The sequence below is a fragment of the Delftia sp. DS1230 genome, from assembly GCF_040112715.1.
GTDB classification, from domain to species: Bacteria; Pseudomonadota; Gammaproteobacteria; order Burkholderiales; family Burkholderiaceae_C; genus Comamonas; species Comamonas tsuruhatensis.
The window spans coordinates 3,120,887-3,144,496 of the sequence record NZ_CP157763.1; the positions used below are offsets into that span (position 1 = coordinate 3,120,887).

Consider the following 23,610-nt stretch of genomic DNA (forward strand, 5'->3'; position numbering starts at 1 on the left):
CCGCCGCACCTTTGCCGGCAGCCCTAACCCGCCCCGAGTCCTCGCCAGAAGGACCGGGGCATTGCAAGCAGTGAAAAAAGCAGATCCAACAGGAGACAGACTGTGAAAGCATCCCCATCCAACCGCCTCGACGCCGCCCCCTCCCGCCGCAAGGCCCTTGCAGGCGCAGCCCTGCTGCTGGCCTCCATCGCCCCGCTGCATTGCGCCTGGGCACAGGCAGGCTCCAGCAGCGCCACCAGCTTTCCCACGCGCCCCGTCACCGTGATCACGGCCTTTGCCGTGGGCAGCGGCCCTGACGCCGTGCTGCGCATCGTGGGAGAAAAACTGGCCGCGCGCTGGAAGCAGGGCGTGACCGTGGACAACCGCCCAGGCGGCGGCGGCTTTGTCGCCATCGAAGCCGCACGCCGCGCCAAGCCCGACGGCTACACGCTGCTGCAGCTCGACAGCGAACATGTCTCCGCCCTGCCCTACCTCTACAAGCAGCGCAACTTCCATCCGCTGCAGCACTTCGACCCGGTGGCGCCGCTGTTCCTCACGCCCTTCTTCGTGGCCGTGCCCACGAACTCGCCGTGGAAGAGCATGGGCGACCTGATCAAGGCGGCCAAGTCCGAGCCCGGCAAGGTCAGCTACGGCTCCTGGGGCGTGGGCAGCCCAGGCCACCTGGGCGGCGAATGGCTGGACTTCCTGACCGGCAGCAAGATGACCCATGTGCCCTACCGCGAGGTCAGCCAGCTCTACACCTCGGTGGCCAATGGCGATCCGGCCTGGAGCTTTGCCAGCCTCCCCTCCAGCCAGGGCATCTACAAATCCGGCAAGATCCGCTACCTGGCCGTGGCCGCGCCCCAGCGCATCGCCCAGATGCCCGACGTGCCCACCGTGGCCGAATCGGGTGGCCCCGCCGAGCTGATCGTGAACTCCTTCGTCTCCCTGCTGGCGCCCAAGGGCGTGGACGCCGCCCTGCGCGACAGGATCCATGCCGACGTGGTCGCCGTGCTGCAGGACCCGCAGGTGCGCGAGAAATTCGCCACCTTCGCCTTCCAGCCCATCACCTGGGAAGTGCCGGAAATGGAGAAATTCGCCAGGACCAAGGCGGACCAGTACAAGCTGCTGATCCAGAAGGCGAACATCAGCCTGGATTGAGAGCACCGAATAGACAAAGCAACGGGGCGTAGCGCCCTGTCGCCCCCGCCCCCCGGCCCCCGGCCCCCGGCCCCTCCTCCCCATATGCCCGTGCCTGCGTCGTGGCGGTTGCGGGGTTGCAGTCCTGCCGAAGGACAGGACTGCTTCGTCAACTGACTCGCCGTGATTGTCTGAACGTAGCGCGCAGCGCGAAGTGAGTTTCACGGCGAACCCCGCGACCGCCACGACGCAGGTTGCCCCGTAGCGAAGCGAAGGGGACGCGGGCATTTGGGCGCGTTTCTTTGCCGCCTTTCTTGTCGCGCGACAAGAAAGGAGGTCGGCCGCCGGGCCGAAACCCGGCCTCGAAAAACAACCGCCCGGCAGGGACCCAAAAAGAGTCGGGCTGCAATACTGAATACCTGCCAAGCCAGCTCATTGCCCAACCACTTCACCCTTGCGACTGCGGATTCGCAAACCCCGCCACCTGCTCGTAATGGCGGGCAATGGCGCGCAGCTCGTCCTGGCTGATCAGCTCGTCGATATGGCCGAAGGGCTGGCCGCCACTGAGTTCGTCGGCCTTCATGATGATGAAGTCGGGCGGCGTGGAGCGGTTGGTCAGCACCACCTGGCTGGTGGCGGGCAGGCGGCTGGCCTCATAGGCGGCCAGCAGCGCCAGCGGGTCGCCCTGCGGATCGGCGGCCAGCAGGTCGGCCAGCACGCGCGCATCGCGCATGGCCTGGGCCGAGCCGTTGGAGCCACGCGGATACATGGGGTGGGCCGCATCGCCCAGCAGGGTCACGCGGCCGAAGCTCCACTGGTCCACGGGGTCCTTGTCCACCATGGGGTACTCGAAGATGGTCTCGGCCGAGCGGATCAGGGCCGGCACATCCAGCCAGTCGAAGGTCCAGCCGCCGAAAATCTCCAGCACATCCTCCATGCGCCCGGCGCGATTCCAGTCGTTCATGCGCATCTGCGGGTCGCGGATCTCGGCCACCCAGTTAATGCGCTGCATGCCCTGGCCATCGACGTTGTCCTCGATGGGATAGATCACCATCTTGCCGGTATCGACCGAGCCGATGCGCAGATAGCTCTTGCCCGTGAGGATGGGCTTGAAGCGCGAGACCCCGCGCCAGGTGTTGATGCCGCCGAAGGCCAGCTCCTCCTGCGGATAGAACTGGCGCCGCACGGCGGAGTTGACGCCATCGCAGGCCACGACGATGTCGGCCGTGGCCGACGGCGGCACATGGCCCTGGGCATCCGGCGCGAAATGCACGGTGGCGCCATGGGCCGACTGGTCCACACGCACGCAGCGGTGGCCCGTGTGCACGGCACCCGGGCCCAGGCGCTGCACGGCGGCCTCGAAGAGAACGCGGTGCAGGCGGCCACGGTGGATGCCCAGCTCGGGTAGCTCATAGCCGGCATGGCGGCCGCGCGGCTCGCGGTAGACGAACTGGCCATAGCGGTTGAAGAACACGCTCTCCAGGTTCTCGATCGCCAGGGCCTCCAGCTGCGGCTGCAGGCCCAGGTCGCTGAGTTCGCGCATGGCATGCGGCAGCAGGGTAATGCCCGCGCCGATCTCGCGGACCTCGGGCACGGCCTCGAAGACTTCGCAGGCAATGCCTCTTTGATGCAGGGCCAATGCCAGGCACAGGCCTCCGATGCCGCCCCCCACGATCGCTACTTTCATCCGCTGACTCTCCATGCTTTCTCCAGGGGCGCTGTTGGCGCCCGCCCCGCCTACTCGGCGGTAATCCCCCGCGCCTTGACCAGATCGGCCCAGCGCCGGGCGTCCTTTTGCACCAGGGCCTTGAACTCGGCCGGCGTGCTGCCGGCCGGATCCATGCCCTGGGGCGCAAAGGCATGCCGGACTTCCTCCGACGCCAAAATCGCGCGGATCTCGCGATTGAGGGCATCGACCTGGTCCGCCGGCATGCCGGCCGGCGCAAACACGCCGTACCACATATCCACGTTCACATCGCCCGCCTTGGCCTCCTTGAGCGTGGGCACATCGGGCAGCAGCGGGTGGCGCCGCTGGCTGCCAATGCCCAGCGCGCGCAGCTTGCCGGCCTTCACATGCGTCAATGCCACATGAATGGGCAGGAACATGCATTCCACCTGGCCGCCCAGCAGGTCCGTCAGCGCCGGGCCTGTTCCGCGATAAGGGATGTGCGTGATCGATACGCCCGCCGTGCTCTTGAAAAGCTCCATCGCCATATGGTGCGGAGTGCCCACTCCCGGCGATGCGTAATTGATGCGACCCGGCGAGGCCTTGGCGGCCTTCACCAGATCGGCCGCCGTCTGATAGGCGGAGGCCGTGGGCGTCACCAAAATCAGCTGTCCCCAGCTGGTCAACGTTACAGGCTCGAGGTCCGTCAGCGGATTGAATGGCAATTTGGGATACAGCGATGCGTTCATCACCAGGGTATTCACTGTCACCAAAAGCGTCTGGCCATTGGCGGGCGAGCGCACAACGGCCTCGGTTCCGATATTTCCAGAGGCGCCCGGCTTGTTCTCCACCACCACGGGCCGGCCCTGGCGCTTGGCCAGCAAAGGCCCGATCGTTCGCGCAATCGTGTCGATTCCAGTCCCCGGAGTGAAAGGCACAATCAATTTCAGAGGCACACTCTCGGTGCTGGCGATGGCGCCTGCTACGGGTAAACCCAATACTCCCAATCCGCTTGTCTTCAAAAATTGCCGTCTGCCAACAAAATTTCGCATGTAGACCTCTTTTGTAGTTAGCATGCAAACGCATGGTAATCATGCACCAGAATGGGCACAATTGGTGGAAATCGAATGAATACTGGACATCTCTGCAAGAATACTAGACGCATATGGACACGATGACGCCTGCACCACTGCCGCTATATCAGCGCCCTGGCTTTTTGCTGCGGCGCGCCCACCAGATTTCGGTCGGCATTTTTGAAGAGCAATGCCGCCCCCTGGGACTGACGCCGCCACAGTACGGCGCCCTGGTGCTGATCGACGCCTCCCCCGGCTCCGACCAAAGCTCCCTGGCGCGCGCCATGGGCTTCGACAAGGTGACCACGCTGCGCCTGGTGCGCGGGCTGGAAGAGCGCGAGTACGTGCACCGCGCGCTGAGCACGCGTGACCGCCGCCAGCACCAGCTCACGCTCACCGAAAAGGGCCGGGCCCTGCTGGCCGCCAGCGTGCCGCTGGTGGACCAGGCCTATCACCGCCTGGTCTCTCCGCTGGAAGACGAGGAACTGCAGGAGCTTTTGCGCCTGCTGACCAAGCTGGAGTCCGGCCTGGGCGCCAGCGCCCGCGTGAAGCTGGAGCCGCTGCACAAGCCCGCCGCCCGCGCCGTACACCACTCCAGTCCCGCTGCAGCCGACCGCCTGCCGGCCACCGGTACGGACTGAGCCTTCAAGCCCTGAACCCGCATGGCCTGCGAACACCGCAGGCCATGTTTTTTTGGCGTGGCCGACTTGGCATGCCGATGTGCAAAAACGCACATGCATACTGCAAACATCTCCATTGCTTGCGAAAAACCGCACAGCTACCATGCAATGAACGCCCGGCGCACGGCATGCCGGGCCGACATCACCGCAACAGGAGACAAGCCATGAATGCATCCACGTCCGCCAAGGTTTTGGCGCCCACGGTCAAGCTGCTGATCAACGGCAAGCTGGTCGAATCCCAAAGCACCCAATGGCGCGATGTGGTCAACCCGGCCACGCAGGAAGTGCTGGCCCGCGTGCCCTTTGCCACGCCCGACGAGGTCAACGCCGCCGTCGCCAACGCCAAGGAAGCCTTCAAGACCTGGCGCAAGACGCCCATTGGCCAGCGCGCCCGCATCTTCCTGAAGCTGCAGCAGCTGATCCGCGAGAACATGAAGGAGTTGGCCGCGCTGCTGACCGCCGAACAGGGCAAGACCCTGCCTGACGCGGAAGGCGATGTCTTCCGCGGCCTGGAAGTGGTGGAGCATGCGGCCAACATCGGCTCGCTGCAGCTGGGCGAGCTGGCCAACAACGTGGCCAACGGCGTGGACACCTATTCCGTGCTGCAGCCCCTGGGCGTGTGCGCGGGCATCACCCCCTTCAACTTCCCGGCCATGATTCCGCTGTGGATGTTCCCCATGGCCATTGCCACGGGCAACACCTTCGTGCTCAAGCCCTCCGAGCAGGACCCCATGGTCACCATGCGCCTGTGCGAGCTGGCGCTGGAAGCCGGCATTCCGCCCGGCGTGCTCAACGTGGTGCACGGCGGCGAGGACGTGGTCAACGCCATCTGCGACCACCCCGACATCAAGGCCATCAGCTTCGTGGGCTCCACCAAGGTCGGCACCCATGTCTACAACCGCGCCAGCCTGGCCGGCAAGCGCGTGCAATGCATGATGGGCGCCAAGAACCACGCCATCGTCATGCCTGACGCCAACAAGGAGCAAACGCTCAACGCCCTGCTGGGCGCAGCCTTCGGCGCGGCAGGCCAGCGCTGCATGGCGCTGTCGGTGGCCGTGCTGGTGGGCGATGCGCAGAAGTGGATTCCCGAGCTGGTGGAAAAGTCCAAGACCCTCAAGGTCAGCGGCGGCACCGAGCCCGGTACCGACGTGGGCCCGCTGGTGTCCTGCGCGGCGCTGTCGCGTGTGGAAAGCCTGATCGAACGCGGCCTGGCCGACGGCGCCAAGCTGGAGCTGGACGGCCGCAAGCCCCAGGTGGCCGGCTACGACAAGGGCAACTTCGTCGGCCCCACCGTGTTCAGCGGCGTCAAGCCCGGCATGAGCGTGTATGACCAGGAAATCTTCGGCCCCGTGCTGTGCCTGGCGGCTGCCGACAGCCTGGACGAGGCCATCGAGTTCATCAACGCCAACCCCAACGGCAACGGCACGGCCATCTTCACGCAGTCGGGCGCTGCGGCGCGCAAGTTCCAGGAAGACATCGACGTGGGCCAGGTCGGCATCAACGTGCCGATTCCCGTGCCGGTTCCGCTGTTCTCCTTCACGGGCAGCCGCGCCTCCAAGCTGGGCGACCTGGGCCCCTACGGCAAGCAGGTCGTGCTGTTCTATACGCAGACCAAGACCGTCACGGCGCGCTGGTTCGACGACAGCACCACCAGCCAGGGCGTGAACACCACCATCAGCCTGCGCTGATGCATGGGTGGGCGGGCCTGGACTGATCCGGGGCAGGCCCCGGCTCTGGGATGATGGCGGCATGCGTTTTCCAATGACCGCCTCCCTCTCCCGGGGCCTGGGTGCCGCCTTGCTGACCGCCCTGGCCACCCTGCCCCTGCCCCTTCACGCGCAGGCCGGTGCAGCCTGCGACCCGGCCTCCACCGCCGCCGCCAGCCGCAATGCCTGCGCGGTCCAGGCCTTCCAGGAGGCCGACACCGCGCTCAACATCCGCTACCTGGACGTCATGCAGCAACTGCCCCAGGGCAAGCGCACGGGCCTGCGCCACGACCAGAACGGCTGGATCAAGGGCCGCACGGCACGCTGCAAGGCCGCCACGCGCGACAGCGAAACCCAGCCCGAAGGCCCGCGCCTGTACCACGAATGCCTCACGGCCGCGACACAGGAGCGCATGCAGGCGCTGGAGCGCTGGCTGCAGCACTGACCGCCGCACGCACCGACAGGTATCGACAGGCCCCCGCAGGCCCCGAAAGCCACCCCCAGAACAACAAGGGCCCCAGAGCCCAACGCAGGAGACAAGCCAGCCATGGACTTCGAACTCAACGACGACCAGCGCGCCTTTGCCGAATCGGCCCGCGCCTTTGCCCAGGCCGAACTCGCGCCCCATGCCGCGCACTGGGACCGTGAATCCATCTTCCCGCGCGAGGCCATCGCCAAGGCGGGCGAACTGGGCTTTTGCGGCCTGTACGCGCCCGAGAACGCAGGCGGCCTGCAGCTGCCGCGCCTGGACGCCACCATGGTCTTCGAGGAACTGGCCGCCGTCGATCCCTCCACCACCGCCTTCATCACCATCCATAACATGGCCACCTGGATGCTGGGCACCTGGGCCACTGACGCCGTGCGCGCCGAATGGGGCGAAGCCCTGACCAGCGGCCGCAAGCTGGCCAGCTACTGCCTGACCGAGCCCGGCGCGGGCTCGGACGCCGGCTCGCTCAAGACCCGGGCCGAACTGGCGGGGCATGAATACATCATCAACGGCGCCAAGGCCTTCATCAGCGGCGCGGGCAGCACCGACATGCTGGTGCTGATGGCCAGAACGGGCGACGCAGGCTCGGGCGCCAGCGGCATCTCCGCCTTTGCCGTGCCCGCCGACCTGCCCGGCATCAGCTACGGCAAGAAAGAAGAGAAGATGGGCTGGAACAGCCAGCCCACGCGCGTCATCAGCTTCGACAACGTGCACATTCCCGCCCAGAACCTGCTGGGCCGCGAGGGCGAAGGCTTCAAGATCGCCATGAAGGGCCTGGACGGCGGGCGCATCAACATCGCCACCTGCTCCGTGGGCGCCGCCCAGGGCGCGCTCACCCAGGCCCAGCAGTACATGCACGAGCGCAAGCAGTTCGGCAAGCCCATTGCCAGCTTCCAGGCCCTGCAGTTCAAGCTGGCCGACATGGCCACCGAACTCGTGGCCGCGCGCCAGATGGTGCGCCTGGCCGCCTCCAAGCTCGATGCCGGCGCGCGCGACGCTTCCACCTACTGCGCCATGGCCAAGCGCTTTGCCACCGATGCCGGCTTCATGGTCTGCAACGAAGCCCTGCAACTGCACGGCGGCTACGGCTACATCCGCGAATATCCGCTGGAGCGCCTCATGCGCGATGCCCGAGTGCACCAGATCCTCGAAGGCACGAACGAAATCATGCGCGTCATCATCGCGCGGCGCATGCTGGAAGGCGATGCGCCCGACATGATCCGCTGATTCATCCACATCCAGCCCGCGCCATGCCCGCCCGCCCGCTCTCCGACACCACGCTGCACCTCATAGACGCCGTGCGCGAAGCCCTGGCCGGCTGCGACGACGTGCAGGAAAAGCGCATGTTCGGCTGCCATGTCTTCATGGTCAACGGCAAGCTGTGCCTGGGCGTGGAAGACGACGAACTGCTGGTGCGGCTGCCGCCCTCGCAGCACGCGGCCGTGGCCGAGACGCCGGGCCTGCGCCCGCTCTCGTCCAAGGGCCAGATGGACGGCTACTTCTTCATCGGCCCCGCCGCCTACGCCACACGCCAGCAGTGGCAGCACTGGATTGCCCAGGCCCTGGCCTTCAACCCCCACGCCAAGGCCACGCCCCCGAAAAAGCGCAAGGCCCAGGCCAGCGAACCCGCGCCCGACGACGCAAAGACACCGCCGGCGCCCCCCGCCCCGGCCGGGCGCCGCACACGCAAGCACCCCATCTTCGGCGACGAATAAGCCCCCTTTGCAGGAGAGCCCCATGCCCATCCGCATCGTCCAGCTAGGCAGCCCCCGCCACGCCGATGAAGGCCTGCGCATAGGCACCGTGCGCCGCCCGCCGCGCGGCGTGCCCAAGGCCGAATTCGCCAGCCGCGACTACTACGACGTCTGGTACCCCGAACTCTCGCCCCAGCCCGACACCATGCACACCGCGCTCGAATCGCACCGGCTGCAGGACCACGGCCAGCAGGCCGAGGCCGACAAGCTCTGGCAGCAATTCGTGCGCAAATTCCGCAAGGAAATGGCCGAGCCCGCCGCCAGCCGCACCCTGGACCTGCTGGCCGCCCTCTCGCAGCACAGCGCCTTCGCCATCGGCTGCTACTGCGAGCAGGAGGCGCGCTGCCACCGCGGCATCCTGCGCTCCCTGCTCAAGGAACGCGGCGCCGACATTGCGAACGGTGACAAGGACACCGGCGACATGGACACCGGCGAAAACTACACCGACGACACCGGCCACTGAGACACACCACAAGCTTCACAACACAGGAGACAAGCACATGCAGATCGCATTCATCGGACTCGGCAACATGGGCGGCCCCATGGCCATCAACCTGCACAAGGCCGGCCACACGGTCAAGGCCTTCGACCTCTCCAAGGACGCCTGCGCCAAGGTCGCTGCAGAGGGCGTGAGCATTGCCGCCAGCGCCGAAGACGCCGTGCAGGGCGCAGAAGCCGTGGTCTCCATGCTGCCCGCCAGCCAGCACGTGGAAGGCCTCTTCCTCGGCCGTGACGGCGCAGCCGGCCTGCTGCAGCGCATTGCCAAGGGCGCGCTCATCATCGACAGCTCCACCATCGCCGCCGCCACCAGCCAAAAGGTCGCCAAGGCCGCACAGGCCGCAGGCATTGCCTTCATCGACGCCCCCGTCTCCGGCGGCACGGGCGGCGCCATTGCTGGCACCCTCACCTTCATGGTGGGCGGCAGCGACGCCGACCTCGAACGTGCCCGCCCCCTGCTCGAAAAAATGGGCGCCAACATCTTCCACGCCGGCGCCGTTGGCGCGGGCCAGACCGCCAAGATCTGCAACAACATGCTGCTGGGCATCCTCATGATCGGCACCAGCGAAGCCATCGCCCTGGGCGTGGCCAACGGCCTGGACCCCAAGGTCCTCAGCGAAATCATGCGCCGCAGCTCGGGCGGCAACTGGGCCCTGGAAAAATACAACCCCTTCCCCGGCGTCCACGAAAACGCCCCCGCCTCCAAGAACTACGCAGGCGGCTTCGGCACCGACCTCATGCTCAAGGACCTGGGCCTGGCCCAGGAAAACGCCATGGCAGTCAAGGCCTCCACGCCCCTGGGCGGCATGGCCCGCGCCATGTACGCCATGCACTCCATCGCAGGCAACGGCGCCCTGGACTTCTCCAGCGTCATCCGCTCCCTGCAAAAGAACGGCTGACGCCCCCGGCCCCGCCCCATCTCCCCGCCCCCAATCCCGTATGCCCGCGCCTGCGTCGGGCCGTCTGCGGGGTTGCAGTCCTGCCGCAGGACAGGACTGCTTCGTCAACTGACTCGCCGCAGTTGTCTGAACGGAGCGCGCAGCGCGCAGTGAGTTCTGCGGCGAACCCCGCAGGCGGCCCTACGCAGGTTGCCCCGCAGCGCAGCGAAGGGGTCGCGGGCATTCGGGTCGTCTTTCTTTGGCCTACGTTTCTTCGGCCGGCGTACCGGTGACGAATCAAAGAAAGGTAGGTCGGCCGCCGGGCCGAAACCCGGCCTCGAAAAACAACCACCCGGCAGGGTCAAAAACAAGAAACCCCGACCGGGGTTTTCTCTCTTCAGACCCATGGCAGCCCTACGTAAGCTGCCACCGCCAACATCCGCCATTCCACAGAACACCCGCCAGCATCCATGACCACTACACCCCCCACCTTCTCCCCCATGCCCACCGAGGAAGGCTACTTCGGCCCCTACGGCGGCCAGTTGGTCCCGCCCCACCTCAAGCAGGCCATGGACGACATCAACACCGCCTACGCCGAAATCACCAAACGCCAAGACTTCCAGCAGGAACTGGCCCAGCTCTTCGCCGACTACGTGGGCCGCCCCAGCCCCATCTTCCACGCGCGGCGCCTGTCGGAGCAGCTCGGCGGCGCACAGATCCACCTCAAGCGCGAAGACCTCAACCACACCGGCGCCCACAAGATCAACCACTGCCTGGGCGAGGCGCTGCTGGCCAAGTTCATGGGCAAGAAGAAGGTCATCGCAGAAACCGGCGCCGGCCAGCACGGCGTGGCCCTGGCCACGGCCTGCGCACTGGTGGGCATTCCCTGCGAGATCCACATGGGCCAGGTGGACATCGAGAAGGAACATCCCAACGTCACCAAGATGCGCATCCTGGGCTGCAAGCTCGTGCCCGTCACGCGCGGCGCGGCCACGCTCAAGGAGGCCGTGGACAGCGCCTTCGAGGAATACCTCACCAACCCCACGGACTACATCTACGCCATCGGCTCCGTGGTCGGCCCCCACCCGTTCCCGATGATGGTGCGCGACTTCCAGAGCATCATCGGCCGCGAGGCGCGCGAGCAATTCCAGGCCAAACACGGCAAGCTGCCCGACCATGTGGCCGCCTGCGTGGGCGGCGGCTCCAACGCCATGGGCATCTTCACGGCCTTCCTGGGCGATGCCTCGGTCAAGCTCGTCGGCGTGGAGCCCTCGGGCGAAGGCACGGACAAGCCCGGCCGCCACGCAGCCACCCTCAGCATGGGCAAGCCCGGCGAAATCCACGGCATGAAGTGCTACGTGCTGGAAAACGCAGACGGCACGCCGGCTGCCGTGCACAGCATTGCCTCGGGCCTGGACTATCCGGGCGTGGGCCCGCAGCACAGCTACCTCAAGGACCTGGGCCGCGTGCAGTACGAATCCGTCACCGACAAGGAATGCCTGGACGCCTTCATGCAGCTGTCGCGCGTGGAAGGCATCATCCCCGCCCTGGAAAGCGCCCACGCCGTGGCCTGGGCCATGCGCGTGGCGCCCGGCCTGCCCAAGGACCAGCACATCCTCATCAATCTCTCGGGCCGGGGCGACAAGGACGCCGACTACGTGGCCAAGGTGCTGGGCCTCTGAACGCAGAGCTTGCGCGGGATCAAACCGCAGCACGCGGGAGGGGGCAAAGGGCGCCCTCTCCGACAACCGCTCTCCGGGACGGTGGAGACAATGGCCCCGACCGTTGTCTTGTCCAACCCCATTCCCGGAAGGAGCCACACCCATGAAGCCTGCCCCGTTCGCACGCACCGCCGCCCTCTCCATCGCCCTGGCCCTGACCTGCGCCACCGCCGCCCTGCCCGCCGCAGCCAAATCGGTGGCCGAATGGCAGACCATCACCAGCCAGGCCAAGATCCCGCTGGAGCAGGCCATCACCCGCGCCACCCAGGCCGTGCCCGGCAAGGCCATCGAAGCCCAGCTGGACGACGGCGACGGCACGGGCCCGCGCTACGAAATCGAAGTCATCACCCCGGCCGGCGACAGCGTGGAAGTCTGGGTCAACGCCATCACCGGCCAGGCCGCCCAGCACAAGAATGACGGCGCCGCCAAGCGCAAGGACCGCCAGCGCCTGGAAAAGGCCAAGTCCACCATCGAGCAAGCCATCCAGGCCGCCACCCGCCACACACCGGGCACGCCCGTCAGCGCGGAACTGGACTCCCACTGGGGCCAGACCAGTTACCAGGTCGAAGTGCTGCAGGCCAACGGCACGCTCATGGAAGTCAAGATCGACGCCGTGGGCGGCGAAGTCATCCGGGCCAAGAAGGACTGACCCACGGTCCCAACCCGGCAGCGCGCTTCAACATGAGGCGCGCTTTTTTTTCGCCCATTTTTCGACTTTTTTGAGCCTTTCTCACCATGTCCGCAGGCCATCCGCGCCTGCAGCGCCCTTCAGGCCAACGCCACCGACACCCCCTCATCCGCAAACCGCTTCGCCGCCCTGAGCAGATAGCTCACGGCATAAAGAATGGGGTCGTCGGCCTCATCGCCATTGAGATGCTCCACCACCTCAATGGCATAGCCCAGGTTCACCGCCGTGTCGTGCAGCAGTCCCACCAGTTCCTTGTCTTCCGGCTCCAGAGAATGCGCCTCATCGGCCTTCACGTAGTAGATGCGCAGCAGATCGCGGCACACGCAATTGATGGCCGTGACCTTGTGGCGAGCGTGCAGGTCCAGCACATCCAGCGCAGCGCCCATGTGCAGGACGGCATCTATGGCGAGGTCTTCGAGTTTGGGTGGGGGTGTGGGGGCGGGAGTTGGCTGGGGCATTGGGGTTCCTGTCGAGCAGGTCTAGGTCTCCCTGGTTCACAGGACGTAGAGGGGAGCCAAATAGCAAAGCTTGGAGCTTTGCCAAGCCGTTGTCTGCCACCTTTAGTTGGAAATTTGTAAAGCGGTTGAGAGACTCTGCATGGAAGGCTGATGCACGACCAAGCCTTCTTTTTGCAAGAGTTGCAGGGTTTTGGTTTACTCCGCAGATGTGGATAGGCGAGCTGGTAGGCAGAAGCTTTCGATGGGAGCCTGCTTAGGCCAAAGGCCAGCTTCTTCGCCGCCCTCGAGTTTCGCGTTCAAAGGCTACGACTATTTGCTAGAAGCGCATGCACACCGGCCGTTGGCGGCGAGACAATCGTTCGCAACCAGCTATCCACCATAAGCAACCAAAAAATGGACATCACTCACATTCAGCGCTCGCTCTTTTACCGTTTTCAACACGTGACCGGACCAAAATGCGTCTTGGTTTCCGTTCGGTTTGGCAAAGCGCCGCCAAATGGACCGACAGTAATTCGGCTGCTCGCGATGGGTCAGACGGAAGCGACGATCCAGTTTGATCTGTCAAATCATGTGTCCGAGATACTTGCCGGAGTGGCCCGGGCAAACGATGAACTTGGAATTAGCCTTGAAGTTGAGGCGATTGAGGTCGTCCCGGACGACTATCCAGGAAGGGGACAGGCTGAGCACGTTGCCTACCGAATCGCCATGGCAGTGGGTCGAGGAGACGTATAGTTGGAGCCAGCCAAAGGCGGCCGGTCGCGACGACTCCTAGCCGTCTGTACCTCATACCCTGATTGAGCCATTCAAGGCCCTGTGCCTGAGCGGCGGCAACTGGACTACTACTAACTCTTAACCCCCTGTCAATTTGACTCAGTGGAGCCTTCGTTCTTCAGTTCAGCAAACTTAGCGGCCATGGTGGGGTTGCCACGTGTCAGCCTCTTGACGGTGAGATCTTCGGCTTTGTCGTTAGCTAGCCGCAGATTGTTGGCTGACTTGTAAAGCGCATCTTTAGTCTTTTCCAAGTCCTTGATAGCTTCGTCGATGCGCTTGACGGCTTCCTCGAAGCCCTCAGAGGCAAGGCGCCAGTTGCGGCCAAAGGAAGTCTTGAAGTCTTCCAGTTGGGTCTCGAAGCGAGTGATATCCACGTTCTGCGCTTTGACCAACGCCAGTTCAGACTTGTAGTGCAGCGAGTGCATGGCCGCATTGCGCAGCAGCGTGATCATGGGGATGAAGAACTGTGGCCGCACCACATACATCTTCGGATAGCGGTGCGAGACATCAACGATGCCGCTGTTGTAAAGCTCGTTGTCAGGTTCCAGCAGTGAGACCAGCACCGCGTATTCACAGCCTTTTTCCGCTCGGTCCTTGTCCAATTCTTTGAAAAAGTCCTCGTTCTTTTTCTTTGTAGCCGTTTGATCGTTCTCGTTTTTCATCTCGAACATGATTGATACGATCTCCGTCTGCGCACCGTCACTTTCGCGAAAGATGAAGTCGCCCTTGCTGCCGCTGCTGGCGTCGTTATCCTTCTCGAAATAAGCACGTGGGAATGCGCTGGCACGAATGCGGTTGAACTCGACTTCGCAATGCTGCTCCAGTGTCTGGCCCACCATCTTGGTCGAGAGCTTGGCTTTCATGTCACGCAGGCGCTCAATGGCTTCGTCACGGTCCTTGAGTTGGGTTTCGTACTTGTCCTTGAGCGATTTTTCGGCTAGCTCCTTTTCCAACGCGGCGCGATCCAAGTGGTTTTTAAAAAAGTCCCGTTCCTGCTGCACCTTGCCCACGGCCTCAGCAATCGCCAATTGGTGGTTGGTCGACGTCGCATCCAATTGAGATTTCAGATTTTGCAATGCCAGCTCTTTGCTGGCAGCGGCGTTCTTCAACTCGTTTTCCAACCGGGCCTGGGCCAGATCAGCTTGGGCTTTTTGTTCAATCAGGGCATGACGCAACTGCTGCGCCAGCTCGTCGCGCTGCTTCTGCGCATCGCTGATGGCATCGTTCACAGCCAACTGGCGCGCTACAACTTCGCCGTCTAACTGGGCTTTGAGTTTCAGGATTTCCGTCTCTTTGGCTGCAGCGGTCTTCTCCAGCTCAGCCTGAAGCCGCGCGTTAGCCAGCTTTTCGGAGCTTTGCTGCTCGTGTTGAGCGTGGGCCAGTTCGGCGAGCAGTCCATCACGCTCTTTTTCCAGCCCGCTCAGGGCTTGCGTCACGGCCAACTGGCTGGCCATAGCCGCCGCCTCAAGCTGATTTTTGAGGTGCTGGATTTCAGCTTCCTTCGTGGCAGTGCTGCTCGTCAATTCGCTGGCCATCCTAGCTTGTTCCAACGCGACAGCGCTTCGCTTTTCCCGCTCGGCCAACTGCAGCCGCTCGTGCAACTGCTTCTCAAGCTCTTCGCGCTGCTTGTCGAACTCGCTGTCACGAACCTGCTTTTGAATATCAGCGTAGCCAGCTTCATCAATCTTGAACGCTGTCTTGCAATGAGGGCAAATGATTTCGTGCATGGAATTTCCAAGTATGAAGAGCGTTGAAGTTATCCAGGATGTCGGATCCACTCAGAAGCAGCGATTGGGATACAGTATGTCACGGAACTCGAACTGGTGGTTGGCAGGTTGCTTCGAGGGAGTCTTTGATTGTGTTTGGTACCAAATTTCCCCTATCTCGCATACGTCCACAAGCTTTTATCGATCTTGCCCTTGCTGGTATGAGCCACTGCAGAGGAAACCCTATTGACAATGACAAGCTGTTAGCGCAACTTTGGTTACGACATCCGCGAACACAGCAAAGCATGCATGTATTTGCCTACAGTCACCTCATCAAATTTGCAATTCTGAATCACTAAGCCATTAGACTCAACATGCAACATCCTGTCGATGCAACGAGTAGCATAAACCAAAAACACTAGAGCGTTTTATGAACTCACCTTCAAAAAAAGTAGCTAAAGACAACAGTAGAAATGGGAAGACAAAAAGTAAAAGCAACTTAGAAGCTAATGACATACGCTTATAGTATCGCCACAGGCGGCAAAACCTCACTAGACACTCGAAGCTGTGCTCTCCACTCAAAATTGAGGAAGAAATACGAATTCATTCTTAAACCAGAACATTTTCACAATATGTAGATCAATTCTATTTCCGAGTTTACCAACGAGGCCTACTAGCCCGTGCAAACTGAATCCAACTAGACCGACTTCACAATGTGGTCAATAGCCTGCCGTATTTGAAAAAAAATCTCAGCCAAGGTGACTTCAATGACAACGTCAAGTGAATCCACGCCAAACACAAACTACCTAAAGTCTGCCATCTCCAAGATCTACGGCGACGAAGATGATTTTATAGTTATTGGACTCACCGGCCGCACCGGAAGCGGTTGCAGTACCGCTGCTCGAATTCTTCGGTCAAGCCGTGAATTTATTCGACACAGCCTGTTTATCGGTGACAACCCAACATCAAACGAGCAGCGAAAAGAACGGATAATATCCAAATACTTCAATACCAATTGGACTCCATTTTTATCACTACAAGTTAGATCAATTATAACTACATTTCTACTCGAAATAGAAATCAAAAATGTTCTAAATCTACTAGAGCATCCATTATTCTCAGATGAGAAAAAAATAATTTCACACATCTATTCAATGAACTCAAGGAACAATATCAACAAATAGCCGGCAAAGAAAATTCCGAAGATCAAATAAATTACTATACCGAAACTTTGCCTCAAAAATGCGAAGAAATAAGGGAAATCCTAGGGGAGAGCGGCTTCGTCCAGTTATATCAAACCATTGGCCGAAATATCCGTCTTTCGGGTAATGCCTACGAGCAGAAATTTAACGAAGGAAGGTTTTTCACTCTTGCAGAGAGGATTAATGATATTGTAAAAATAATTCATGCACATCAACAAACAATAGGAGCCCAAACATTTATTGTAATTGATGCCATCAGAAATCCTCTCGAAGCAATATTTTTCCAAGATCGCTATTCATCATTCTACCTTGCAGCTGTCTCATCTCCTGAGAATGATCGCGTCGGGCGACTACGAAGACTGAAGTATTCGGAAGATGATATCGCATCAATCGACAAGGCTGAGTACACATCTCACGATCTTAATGAGCCCGACTTTTATACGGTTCAGGACATACAAGCTTGCCTTCAACGATCAGATCTCTACATAAGTAACCCTGACGTCATATCGAAAGTAAATGAATATCAAAATTTAGCCAATCAACTCATTAGATTTGTATCTCTTATTAGAAGGCCTGGAATTGTCACCCCCAGTGCCATTGAGCGGTGTATGCAGATAGCCTACACAGCGAAACTTAATTCTGGGTGTATCTCTCGCCAAGTTGGAGCAGTTGTCACTGACGAAAACTACTCTATTCGCTCCGTTGGTTGGAATGATGCGCCGCATGGTCAAGTTCCTTGCAATTTACGCAGCAGAGACGATCTCATAAGCGGCGTTGACTCATCTGCATACAGCAATTTCGAGCGTACCGACGAAAGGTATTTAGGACATTTCATCAAAAGCACCGCACGATTCATACCAATCGATTTAAATGGCCGAAATAACGCATTCTGCTTCAAGTCGGAATACAACGAATACACGGGACATAAAAATCAAGTTCACACACGGTCACTACACGCCGAAGAGAACGCGTTTTTACAGATATCAAAATACGGTCTTGCTTCAGCTGAGGGATGTATACTTTTTACAACAGCCAGTCCCTGCGAGCTATGCGCCAAGAAGGCGTACCAGCTTGGAATTATTAAAATCTACTACATTGACCCATACCCTGGAATAGCGGTATCACACATTCTTCAAGGCGGCTCCAATAATCCTAGTCTACTGCTTTTCTCAGGCGCCATTGGCCGCGCATTTCATAGACTTTACACTCCAATAGTGGCATATAAAGATGAACTAACCGCTCTTATCAACTAACTGAAATATGAAATACCGCAATGGTCGCTTATTTATATCTATCAAACCCACCATTATCCACAATCGTTATCCATAACGTATGAAAAATTAAAAGAACCAAGCATTCAATGCTGCATTACCCTGACTCTGAAGATTAACGTATCCAATAACACCGTAGACTGATCCGCTCACCATAAATTAATCGGACCATCAAAGAATCCAGAATTAAGGGTACAAGGGTCTGAAGCAGCGAAGGGAACATATACAGGAATTCATTCAAAGCCACAACTTCCGCAAGCACTAGCTCAGTTCGAACCACCATTCCAAGCGATGTGCGAAGCATGGGAAAAATCCGAGCCGCTTTAAACTTCATCCGTACCACCTAACTGTAAGACTGAAAAATTAATTAAGAGGGAATGACAAATGCTGAATTTCTTACAAAAACTGCTACGGCTTTGCTGTGCAGGAACTGCTTTGATGTTGCTCAATGCATGCCAGACCGTCCCCTTCGAGAAGGGCGCTATCTGGTGTAACGACCCTCTAAATTATGGGCCAAATGACCCCTTTGATCGTCCGCATCTTGACGTGGCGCGTCGTGGTTATCTTTACGTTCTAGCAGCAGCTTACGTCCTTCAAAAAAATAGCGATGAAGACCACGACCATTGGTTTGTGTTGCCTTCTCGCATGAAAGAAGTAGATCATCCTCAGCGTGATTCATCGGGATTTGAGGTACGCACATTCGAGCTTCGATCTAAACCAGATGATAAAGAGCCTTCTGAGATCATCATAGCCTTCACCGGATCGAATGACAGCGCCGATTGGATACTAACGAATCTATTATTCAGTCGTGCTCAGTATGAATTGGCTAGCGACTACGTCGAAGAGACCGCCAAGCGTTACTCCGGAAAACGAATAGTCGTCACAGGATTCTCTCTTGGAGCAGCCTTAGCTGGTCACGTTACCAAGAGTGATCGCACGCGAAAGTTCGTGAGTGAGACTTGGCTATTCAACCCAAGCCCGAAGTTGTACGCGAACAACAAATACGACAAGCGCATCTGGATAGGTGCTCTGCGCGGCGAGATGTTACAAGTCATTCGTTCCCGCCCATTTGAATTACTTTGGCCTGGCATCAACCGTATAGGGGCACCTTGGCAACAAAATGCGCAAGACTACTACTTGATCTCGGCTTTTCCAATTTATGGCCACTACCGCTGGGCACTCACGCGGAATATCCTTTTCGTAGCCGATTATGCGCACCTGCAGAACCCTATCGGCCCGGTGGATCCACAACGTGCACGGGAACCTCGTGAAATCCTTGAAACTTCCAAATTCAAGGCGTGCGAGCGAGAAATGGCCCGAAGGGACCAAGTTCTTCGCAGCCAGAAAGTACAGCAGGAGAAGGCAACCGACGCTATTAAGGATGAGCAGTCATCGTCCGGCGATGCCATGTAGGCATTGGCAATTCATGGCAGTGGCAAACATCGCTACACTTAGAGTGGCTAACACCACCGATCCACGAAGCGCGCACAGATGATCGCCGCTGCCAGTTTCAGCAGCGCTTCGTGGATATCCAGTCGTCGTTCAAAGCGGATTCGCAGCTTGCCAAAGCCTGCAAACCGGCTGTGCGTCCTCTCCACCACCCACCGGTGTTTGCCCAGCCGCTCGCTGCTCTCAATGCCTCGTCTGGCAATCCGGCCAATGATGCCCCGCTGCCTCAGGTGGGCTCGGCATCGCTTGAAGTCGTAGCCTTTGTCGGCGTGCAGCTTTGCCGGTCTTCTACGGGGACGTCCTGGCAGGCCAGCAATCGCAGGAATCGCGTCCACGCACCTCTCGAACATCTTGGAGTCGTGCCGGTTCGCGCCGCTGACCAAGATCACCAGCGGGATGCCTCTGGCATCTACGACGATGTGCCGCTTGGAGCCGAGCTTTCCTCTGTCCGTGGGGTTTGGGCCCGTTTCCTGGCCGCCCGGGGGCTTGGTACCGAGGAGCCATCAATGCTGGCCCGGCTCCAATCGATCAAAAGATGCCGATGCGGGCGAATTCATCGCTAGCTGCGAACTTGTGCGCACCGGCTTTGGCAAAGGGAACGAAGGCAGGGATCAGGGGTTGTAACTGTCGCCACAGTTCTTTGCCTACGGGACGTCGTGCCATGAGGGCAACGAGCACAACTGCTTTGCGGTGGGCTCTGACCAAGTGGTGTGAGTCACTTTACGCGGTAGCCAAGTATTCCTGATGCTTAGGATTTCACTCTAATTCTTGGGTGTGATTGGCGCCACAATTGGCACCAAAACACGCCACACTTTTTTGTTGTGCAATGTCGATTTGCAGACGACTTGAACGCTTTTTCTGGCTAGTCCACCGTCCGATGAAGCCCAATCTGATTCAAGAGAAGTAGCGCATTGCTCAACTATTATCTTTGGATTGACACGCGCAGTAGTGAATTTCGTTTTTTGGCGTTTGTTTTCTTCTTTCAAAAATTCATCTGCGGATCTCTTTATTTCTTGCAAATCTTGAATTGGCGGCAAAGCATCTTCACCGGCAGACGTGATACCGGAAATCATCAATCCGACGAGTATGAATATAATTTTCATCATCATTTTTGCACCGTCAATTTACCCACATAGCGCCCTTCTGGCGTACGATGGCTAATCAAAGCCTTGTAGATCGCGTTCCACTTATTCAAATCCATGACCGTAACACATCCTTCTGATATATTTCCAAGGTGGATGAATCTGCTGTTATCCCCAAATTCGATCGGAAACCATACCTGATCTGAGCGCAGACTGGGTTCGACCTGTGTTCTATAGAATTCGGTCATATTCTTGTCGTGTGGATTTGGCGGCACAAGAATCTTATAGATTCCAGGGGGAATCGGTGTGAAGCCGCCCTCAATCGTAACTGCGCCAAGATCCGTGTTCAGTGTCACTAAAGCGCTGATGCCGTCAACAATCAAGGTGCCAGTTTGCTGTTTGTATTTCTCACCTCTCGCTCTGGAATACACCTCATCAATGGCCCCATATTTAACTATGACCTGAGCACCAGCTTGCTTTGGCGCATTTGATCCGAGATATTCTTTCGCGTTATTTTCACCAAGGCTGGCTATTTTATTCTTCTGACCTCCATCCAGAATTTTGAAATAGACGCGGTTATGAGAAATATCTGTGATTTGCAGTCTTGTATATTCCAGCAATGGAACCCAGACGCCAGATGACTTCAATGCAACTGATAACCAACCAGATGCCGGCACCTTATTGACGTAGACAATTTTTCCAATAGTAAAACCCATACTTCCTCCCTCATGATTCGTTTTCGCAAAAAATTCTGATATTGCCCTGCTTGCCACAGCATTGACTTTTTTCTGTAGTCTAGTTTGACGCAGTGGCCGCGCCAAATACGGATTCAATTTTTTACATTTCGGCATGAATGATCAGCACTTCGCTGATGCAGTGCTCTATGGATTGATCTTGACTAGCACCCAAAGTATCCTCGACTCCGCTCCGAGTCACTTCATATCGAACCCCGTCATTCGACATGAATGACGCTAGTGGCCTACCCGTCTTGAGTAGCCGCATTTGGCTATCCAGATGGGCGCTGTCGCCCATTGCTCGAAATGCTGTCTTCCATCTGCGTGCCCCAAAACGCTTGCTGGAGCTAAGGCTTTGAACGACTGCGTGGACTTGCTCCCGCATTTGCATCAAATCCTCGTACTCATACGCCTTGGTTGGAATCTTGGATAGTCGGCGCTGCGACTGAACCTGAGGGGCCTCGGCTGGACCAGTTGGGACAAGGACGAAACGGGAATAGCACACAGTTGGCATGGTTGCACCCGCACAACGCTGCGCATCCCCTCAGAACACCGGCAGGCGAGCGGCCCACATCGGGCTTTGCCCAGGCTCCACAGCGTCAACCCTGCATACAGCCCCCTGCAGCCCCTGCGCCGTATAACGTCTTGACACGCTTTTGGGCTGCAAGATGGCTGCGCACCTCCGAAATCCTTGGAACACTCTGCGCCACGCGCCGAAGAGCGAGGCAGTTCGTTGCCACGCCCCGGCCTCTGCCTGAAAGCCCACAATGCACCCCACACCACAGGCTGCAGCCTCCACGCTGCAGCCGCCCGACCGCGCGCCCGCGGATTCCTTGCCTGCCTGCGCAGAGCCCGGCCACCTCGGCCATGAACCGAAGAGCTCCCTGATTCCTCCCGCCCTGGCCTCCTCCCTTGCGGCCGCGCTGCTGGTGGCCTGCGGGGGCGGTGGGAGCGATTCAGCACCCGGCACCGGCACTGGCGGCACGGGCGCCGGCCCTGGTGGCGGAACCGGTACGGGCACCACGGCCACCCCCGCCAGCGATGAAGAAGCCGCGCGTTTCCTGCTGCAGGCGCAGTTCTCGGCCACCGACGAGGAGATCGCAGCGCTGCGCGCCAAGGGCTACGGCCCCTGGCTGGCCGAGCAGTTCGCGCTGCCCGTGGACACCACGGGCACGGCCTGGCTGATGCAGCGCGGCTACGGCGTGGCAGAGGCCGGCACGCGCTACGACAACGTTTCGTATCCCTCCGACTTCATGCTCTGGAGCCAGCTTTTCACGGAGCGCGACGCCGTGCGCAAGCGTGTGGCATTGGCGCTGTCGGAGATCATGGTGGTCTCCACCACGGGGCTGGAGCAGCCCTGGAGCATCTTCCTGGCCTCCGGCTACTGGGATCTGCTGAACCAGCATGCCTTCGGCAACTTCCGCACGCTGCTGGAGGCCGTCACGCTCAGCCCGGCCATGGGCATCTACCTGAGCACGCGCGGCAACCAGAAGGAAGACGCCCGCAGCGGCCGCCAGCCCGACGAGAACTACGCCCGCGAGGTGATGCAGCTGTTCACCATCGGCCTCTACCGCCTCAACCCCGACGGCACCGAGCAGCGCGACGGCAGCGGCAACCGCATCGATACCTATTCGGCAGCCGATGTGAGCAACCTGGCGCGCGTCTTCACCGGCTACGACTACGACACCAGCAAGAACCAGCCCACCAACCTGAGCGGCAGCACGGTGACGGGGCTGCAGCAGGCGCTGCTGCCCATGGCCTTCAACGCCGCGCGCCATTCCACGCTGGCCGCCACTTTCCTGGGCACCACCGTGGCTGCGGGCACGTCGGGGCCAGCGGCGCTGAAGGCGGCGCTGGATACGCTGTTCAACCACCCCAACGTGGGGCCCTTCATCGGGCGACAGCTGATCCAGCGCCTGGTCACCAGCAACCCCAGCCCTGCCTATGTGGGGCGCGTGGCCGCCGCCTTCGCCGACAACGGCAGCGGCACGCGGGGCGACCTGCGCGCCGTGATCGCCACCGTGCTGCTGGACCCGGAGGCGCGCGGCGCGGCAGGGCTTGCCAGCCCCCAGTACGGCCGCCTGCGCGAGCCCATGGTGCGCTTCGTGCAGTGGGGCCGCACCTTCGGGCTGCGGTCGGCACGCGGCACCTGGAAGATCGACAACCTGAGCGACCCGGCCACCCGCCTGGGCCAGAGCCCGATGCGCTCGGGCTCGGTGTTCAACTTCTTCCGCCCGGGCTACGTGCCGCCCTCCACGCCCCTGGCCACGACGGGCCAGGTGGCGCCGGAGTTCCAGATCGTCACCGAGACCAGCGTGAGCGGCTACCTGAACTTCATGCAGAACGTGATCCGCTTCGGCTACTACGTGAACGCGCCAGACCTGCCCCAAGGCGGCAGCAGCGCGGCCAACGGCTTCGACATCACCTGCAGCTATGCCAACCTGCTGCCCCTGGTGGCCGACGCCGCCGCGCTGGTGCGCAAGGTGGCGCTGCTGCTGTCGGCAGGGCAGGTATCGGCCGCCACGCAGGCGCGCATCGTGGCAGCGCTCAATGCCACGCCGGTGACGGCCACCAGCAACACCGCCACCCAGCTCAACCGCGTGGCAGCCGCCGTGCTGCTGGTGATGGCCAGCCCCGAATATCTGGTGCAGAAGTGACCGAACAAGC

20 protein-coding genes and 1 pseudogene are annotated in these 23,610 nt (G+C 60.2%); 14 read left to right on the top strand and 7 right to left on the bottom strand.

The window, feature by feature from the left end; translation table 11 throughout:
• Positions 1-102: 102 nt before the first annotated feature.
• Positions 103-1,140 (top strand): tripartite tricarboxylate transporter substrate binding protein, encoded by a 1,038-nt coding sequence (locus tag AAN986_RS13970; protein ID WP_047218631.1) that lies wholly within the window; start codon positions 103-105, stop codon positions 1,138-1,140.
• 427 nt (positions 1,141-1,567) lie between these two features.
• On the opposite strand, the gene AAN986_RS13975 is transcribed toward AAN986_RS13970, so the two are convergent.
• Positions 1,568-2,806 (bottom strand): flavin-dependent oxidoreductase, encoded by a 1,239-nt coding sequence (locus AAN986_RS13975; RefSeq protein WP_043791955.1) that lies wholly within the window; start codon positions 2,804-2,806, stop codon positions 1,568-1,570.
• 50 nt (positions 2,807-2,856) lie between these two features.
• Positions 2,857-3,837 (bottom strand): tripartite tricarboxylate transporter substrate binding protein, encoded by a 981-nt coding sequence (locus AAN986_RS13980; protein WP_016446007.1) that lies wholly within the window; start codon positions 3,835-3,837, stop codon positions 2,857-2,859.
• Between the two features lie 122 nt (positions 3,838-3,959).
• Here AAN986_RS13980 and AAN986_RS13985 point away from each other — a divergent pair, with 122 nt between their 5' ends.
• The 9 genes from AAN986_RS13985 to AAN986_RS14025 all read left to right on the top strand — a co-directional run bounded on the left by AAN986_RS13985 (position 3,960) and on the right by AAN986_RS14025 (position 12,231).
• Positions 3,960-4,499 carry a MarR family transcriptional regulator gene (locus AAN986_RS13985; RefSeq protein WP_241150404.1) on the top strand — a complete coding sequence of 180 codons (540 nt, stop codon included), beginning with the start codon at positions 3,960-3,962 and terminating at the stop codon, positions 4,497-4,499.
• A gap of 203 nt (positions 4,500-4,702) precedes the next feature.
• Entirely contained in the window at positions 4,703-6,226 is a 1,524-nt protein-coding gene (locus tag AAN986_RS13990) for a CoA-acylating methylmalonate-semialdehyde dehydrogenase (RefSeq protein ID WP_012205523.1), read from the top strand.
• Positions 6,227-6,299: 73 nt separating this feature from the next.
• Positions 6,300-6,689: a lysozyme inhibitor LprI family protein gene (locus AAN986_RS13995; RefSeq protein ID WP_241150405.1), complete on the top strand. Its 390-nt coding sequence runs from the start codon at positions 6,300-6,302 to the stop codon at positions 6,687-6,689.
• A gap of 102 nt (positions 6,690-6,791) precedes the next feature.
• Positions 6,792-7,958 carry an acyl-CoA dehydrogenase family protein gene (locus AAN986_RS14000; RefSeq protein WP_047218999.1) on the top strand — a complete coding sequence of 389 codons (1,167 nt, stop codon included), beginning with the start codon at positions 6,792-6,794 and terminating at the stop codon, positions 7,956-7,958.
• A gap of 23 nt (positions 7,959-7,981) precedes the next feature.
• The gene (locus AAN986_RS14005; RefSeq protein ID WP_047219000.1) at positions 7,982-8,446 is read left to right on the top strand and encodes a TfoX/Sxy family protein; all 465 of its coding nucleotides are present in this window, start codon (positions 7,982-7,984) and stop codon (positions 8,444-8,446) included.
• Positions 8,447-8,468: 22 nt separating this feature from the next.
• Positions 8,469-8,948: a DUF488 family protein gene (locus AAN986_RS14010; RefSeq protein ID WP_047219001.1), complete on the top strand. Its 480-nt coding sequence runs from the start codon at positions 8,469-8,471 to the stop codon at positions 8,946-8,948.
• Positions 8,949-8,985: 37 nt separating this feature from the next.
• Complete coding sequence (gene mmsB / locus AAN986_RS14015; protein WP_047219002.1) at positions 8,986-9,882, top strand: 3-hydroxyisobutyrate dehydrogenase; 897 nt, start codon at positions 8,986-8,988, stop codon at positions 9,880-9,882.
• Positions 9,883-10,331: 449 nt separating this feature from the next.
• Positions 10,332-11,543 (top strand): tryptophan synthase subunit beta, encoded by a 1,212-nt coding sequence (gene trpB, locus AAN986_RS14020; RefSeq protein WP_047219003.1) that lies wholly within the window; start codon positions 10,332-10,334, stop codon positions 11,541-11,543.
• Between the two features lie 142 nt (positions 11,544-11,685).
• Positions 11,686-12,231, top strand: a complete 546-nt coding sequence (locus AAN986_RS14025) for a PepSY domain-containing protein (RefSeq protein WP_016454747.1) — start codon at positions 11,686-11,688, stop codon at positions 12,229-12,231.
• A 119-nt stretch (positions 12,232-12,350) separates the two neighbouring features.
• Here AAN986_RS14025 and AAN986_RS14030 read toward each other — a convergent pair whose 3' ends face one another.
• Entirely contained in the window at positions 12,351-12,728 is a 378-nt protein-coding gene (locus tag AAN986_RS14030; RefSeq protein WP_047219004.1) for a hypothetical protein, read from the bottom strand.
• A 393-nt stretch (positions 12,729-13,121) separates the two neighbouring features.
• Here AAN986_RS14030 and AAN986_RS14035 point away from each other — a divergent pair, with 393 nt between their 5' ends.
• Complete coding sequence (locus AAN986_RS14035) at positions 13,122-13,460, top strand: hypothetical protein (protein WP_156179908.1); 339 nt, start codon at positions 13,122-13,124, stop codon at positions 13,458-13,460.
• A 128-nt stretch (positions 13,461-13,588) separates the two neighbouring features.
• On the opposite strand, the gene AAN986_RS14040 is transcribed toward AAN986_RS14035, so the two are convergent.
• Positions 13,589-15,226: a DUF2130 domain-containing protein gene (locus AAN986_RS14040; RefSeq protein WP_047219005.1), complete on the bottom strand. Its 1,638-nt coding sequence runs from the start codon at positions 15,224-15,226 to the stop codon at positions 13,589-13,591.
• A 1,210-nt stretch (positions 15,227-16,436) separates the two neighbouring features.
• Between AAN986_RS14040 and AAN986_RS14045 the strand changes: the two genes are divergently transcribed.
• Together AAN986_RS14045 and AAN986_RS14050 are read left to right on the top strand one after the other, a co-directional pair.
• A complete protein-coding gene (locus AAN986_RS14045) occupies positions 16,437-17,660 on the top strand; it encodes a hypothetical protein (protein ID WP_206424545.1) in 1,224 nt (407 codons plus the stop codon).
• Between the two features lie 402 nt (positions 17,661-18,062).
• Complete coding sequence (locus AAN986_RS14050; protein ID WP_156179911.1) at positions 18,063-19,091, top strand: hypothetical protein; 1,029 nt, start codon at positions 18,063-18,065, stop codon at positions 19,089-19,091.
• Between the two features lie 47 nt (positions 19,092-19,138).
• Here the strand turns inward: AAN986_RS14050 and AAN986_RS14055 are convergent.
• The 3 genes and pseudogenes from AAN986_RS14055 to AAN986_RS14065 all read right to left on the bottom strand — a co-directional run bounded on the left by AAN986_RS14055 (position 19,139) and on the right by AAN986_RS14065 (position 21,060).
• Positions 19,139-19,805 (bottom strand): annotated as a pseudogene (locus tag AAN986_RS14055) (IS5 family transposase).
• An 83-nt stretch (positions 19,806-19,888) separates the two neighbouring features.
• Entirely contained in the window at positions 19,889-20,230 is a 342-nt protein-coding gene (locus AAN986_RS14060) for a hypothetical protein (RefSeq protein ID WP_349335273.1), read from the bottom strand.
• Positions 20,231-20,232: 2 nt separating this feature from the next.
• Positions 20,233-21,060 carry a hypothetical protein gene (locus tag AAN986_RS14065; protein ID WP_156179917.1) on the bottom strand — a complete coding sequence of 276 codons (828 nt, stop codon included), beginning with the start codon at positions 21,058-21,060 and terminating at the stop codon, positions 20,233-20,235.
• Positions 21,061-21,710: 650 nt separating this feature from the next.
• Between AAN986_RS14065 and AAN986_RS14070 the strand changes: the two genes are divergently transcribed.
• Positions 21,711-23,600 carry a DUF1800 domain-containing protein gene (locus AAN986_RS14070; RefSeq protein ID WP_047219007.1) on the top strand — a complete coding sequence of 630 codons (1,890 nt, stop codon included), beginning with the start codon at positions 21,711-21,713 and terminating at the stop codon, positions 23,598-23,600.
• Positions 23,601-23,610: the final 10 nt, after the last annotated feature.

Coding starts and splice junctions, on each gene's coding strand:
- AAN986_RS14035 (WP_156179908.1), top strand. CDS start 13,122: ATGGACATCACTCACATTCAGCGCTCGCTCTTTTACCGTTTTCAACAC.
- AAN986_RS14010 (WP_047219001.1), top strand. CDS start 8,469: ATGCCCATCCGCATCGTCCAGCTAGGCAGCCCCCGCCACGCCGATGAA.
- AAN986_RS14005 (WP_047219000.1), top strand. CDS start 7,982: ATGCCCGCCCGCCCGCTCTCCGACACCACGCTGCACCTCATAGACGCC.
- AAN986_RS13985 (WP_241150404.1), top strand. CDS start 3,960: ATGACGCCTGCACCACTGCCGCTATATCAGCGCCCTGGCTTTTTGCTG.
- AAN986_RS13990 (WP_012205523.1), top strand. CDS start 4,703: ATGAATGCATCCACGTCCGCCAAGGTTTTGGCGCCCACGGTCAAGCTG.
- AAN986_RS14070 (WP_047219007.1), top strand. CDS start 21,711: ATGCACCCCACACCACAGGCTGCAGCCTCCACGCTGCAGCCGCCCGAC.
- AAN986_RS13980 (WP_016446007.1), bottom strand. CDS start 3,837: ATGCGAAATTTTGTTGGCAGACGGCAATTTTTGAAGACAAGCGGATTG.
- AAN986_RS14050 (WP_156179911.1), top strand. CDS start 18,063: ATGCTGAATTTCTTACAAAAACTGCTACGGCTTTGCTGTGCAGGAACT.
- AAN986_RS14040 (WP_047219005.1), bottom strand. CDS start 15,226: ATGCACGAAATCATTTGCCCTCATTGCAAGACAGCGTTCAAGATTGAT.
- AAN986_RS14000 (WP_047218999.1), top strand. CDS start 6,792: ATGGACTTCGAACTCAACGACGACCAGCGCGCCTTTGCCGAATCGGCC.
- AAN986_RS13995 (WP_241150405.1), top strand. CDS start 6,300: ATGACCGCCTCCCTCTCCCGGGGCCTGGGTGCCGCCTTGCTGACCGCC.
- AAN986_RS14030 (WP_047219004.1), bottom strand. CDS start 12,728: ATGCCCCAGCCAACTCCCGCCCCCACACCCCCACCCAAACTCGAAGAC.
- AAN986_RS13975 (WP_043791955.1), bottom strand. CDS start 2,806: ATGAAAGTAGCGATCGTGGGGGGCGGCATCGGAGGCCTGTGCCTGGCA.
- AAN986_RS14065 (WP_156179917.1), bottom strand. CDS start 21,060: ATGCCGAAATGTAAAAAATTGAATCCGTATTTGGCGCGGCCACTGCGT.
- AAN986_RS14025 (WP_016454747.1), top strand. CDS start 11,686: ATGAAGCCTGCCCCGTTCGCACGCACCGCCGCCCTCTCCATCGCCCTG.
- mmsB (WP_047219002.1), top strand. CDS start 8,986: ATGCAGATCGCATTCATCGGACTCGGCAACATGGGCGGCCCCATGGCC.
- trpB (WP_047219003.1), top strand. CDS start 10,332: ATGACCACTACACCCCCCACCTTCTCCCCCATGCCCACCGAGGAAGGC.
- AAN986_RS14060 (WP_349335273.1), bottom strand. CDS start 20,230: ATGAAAATTATATTCATACTCGTCGGATTGATGATTTCCGGTATCACG.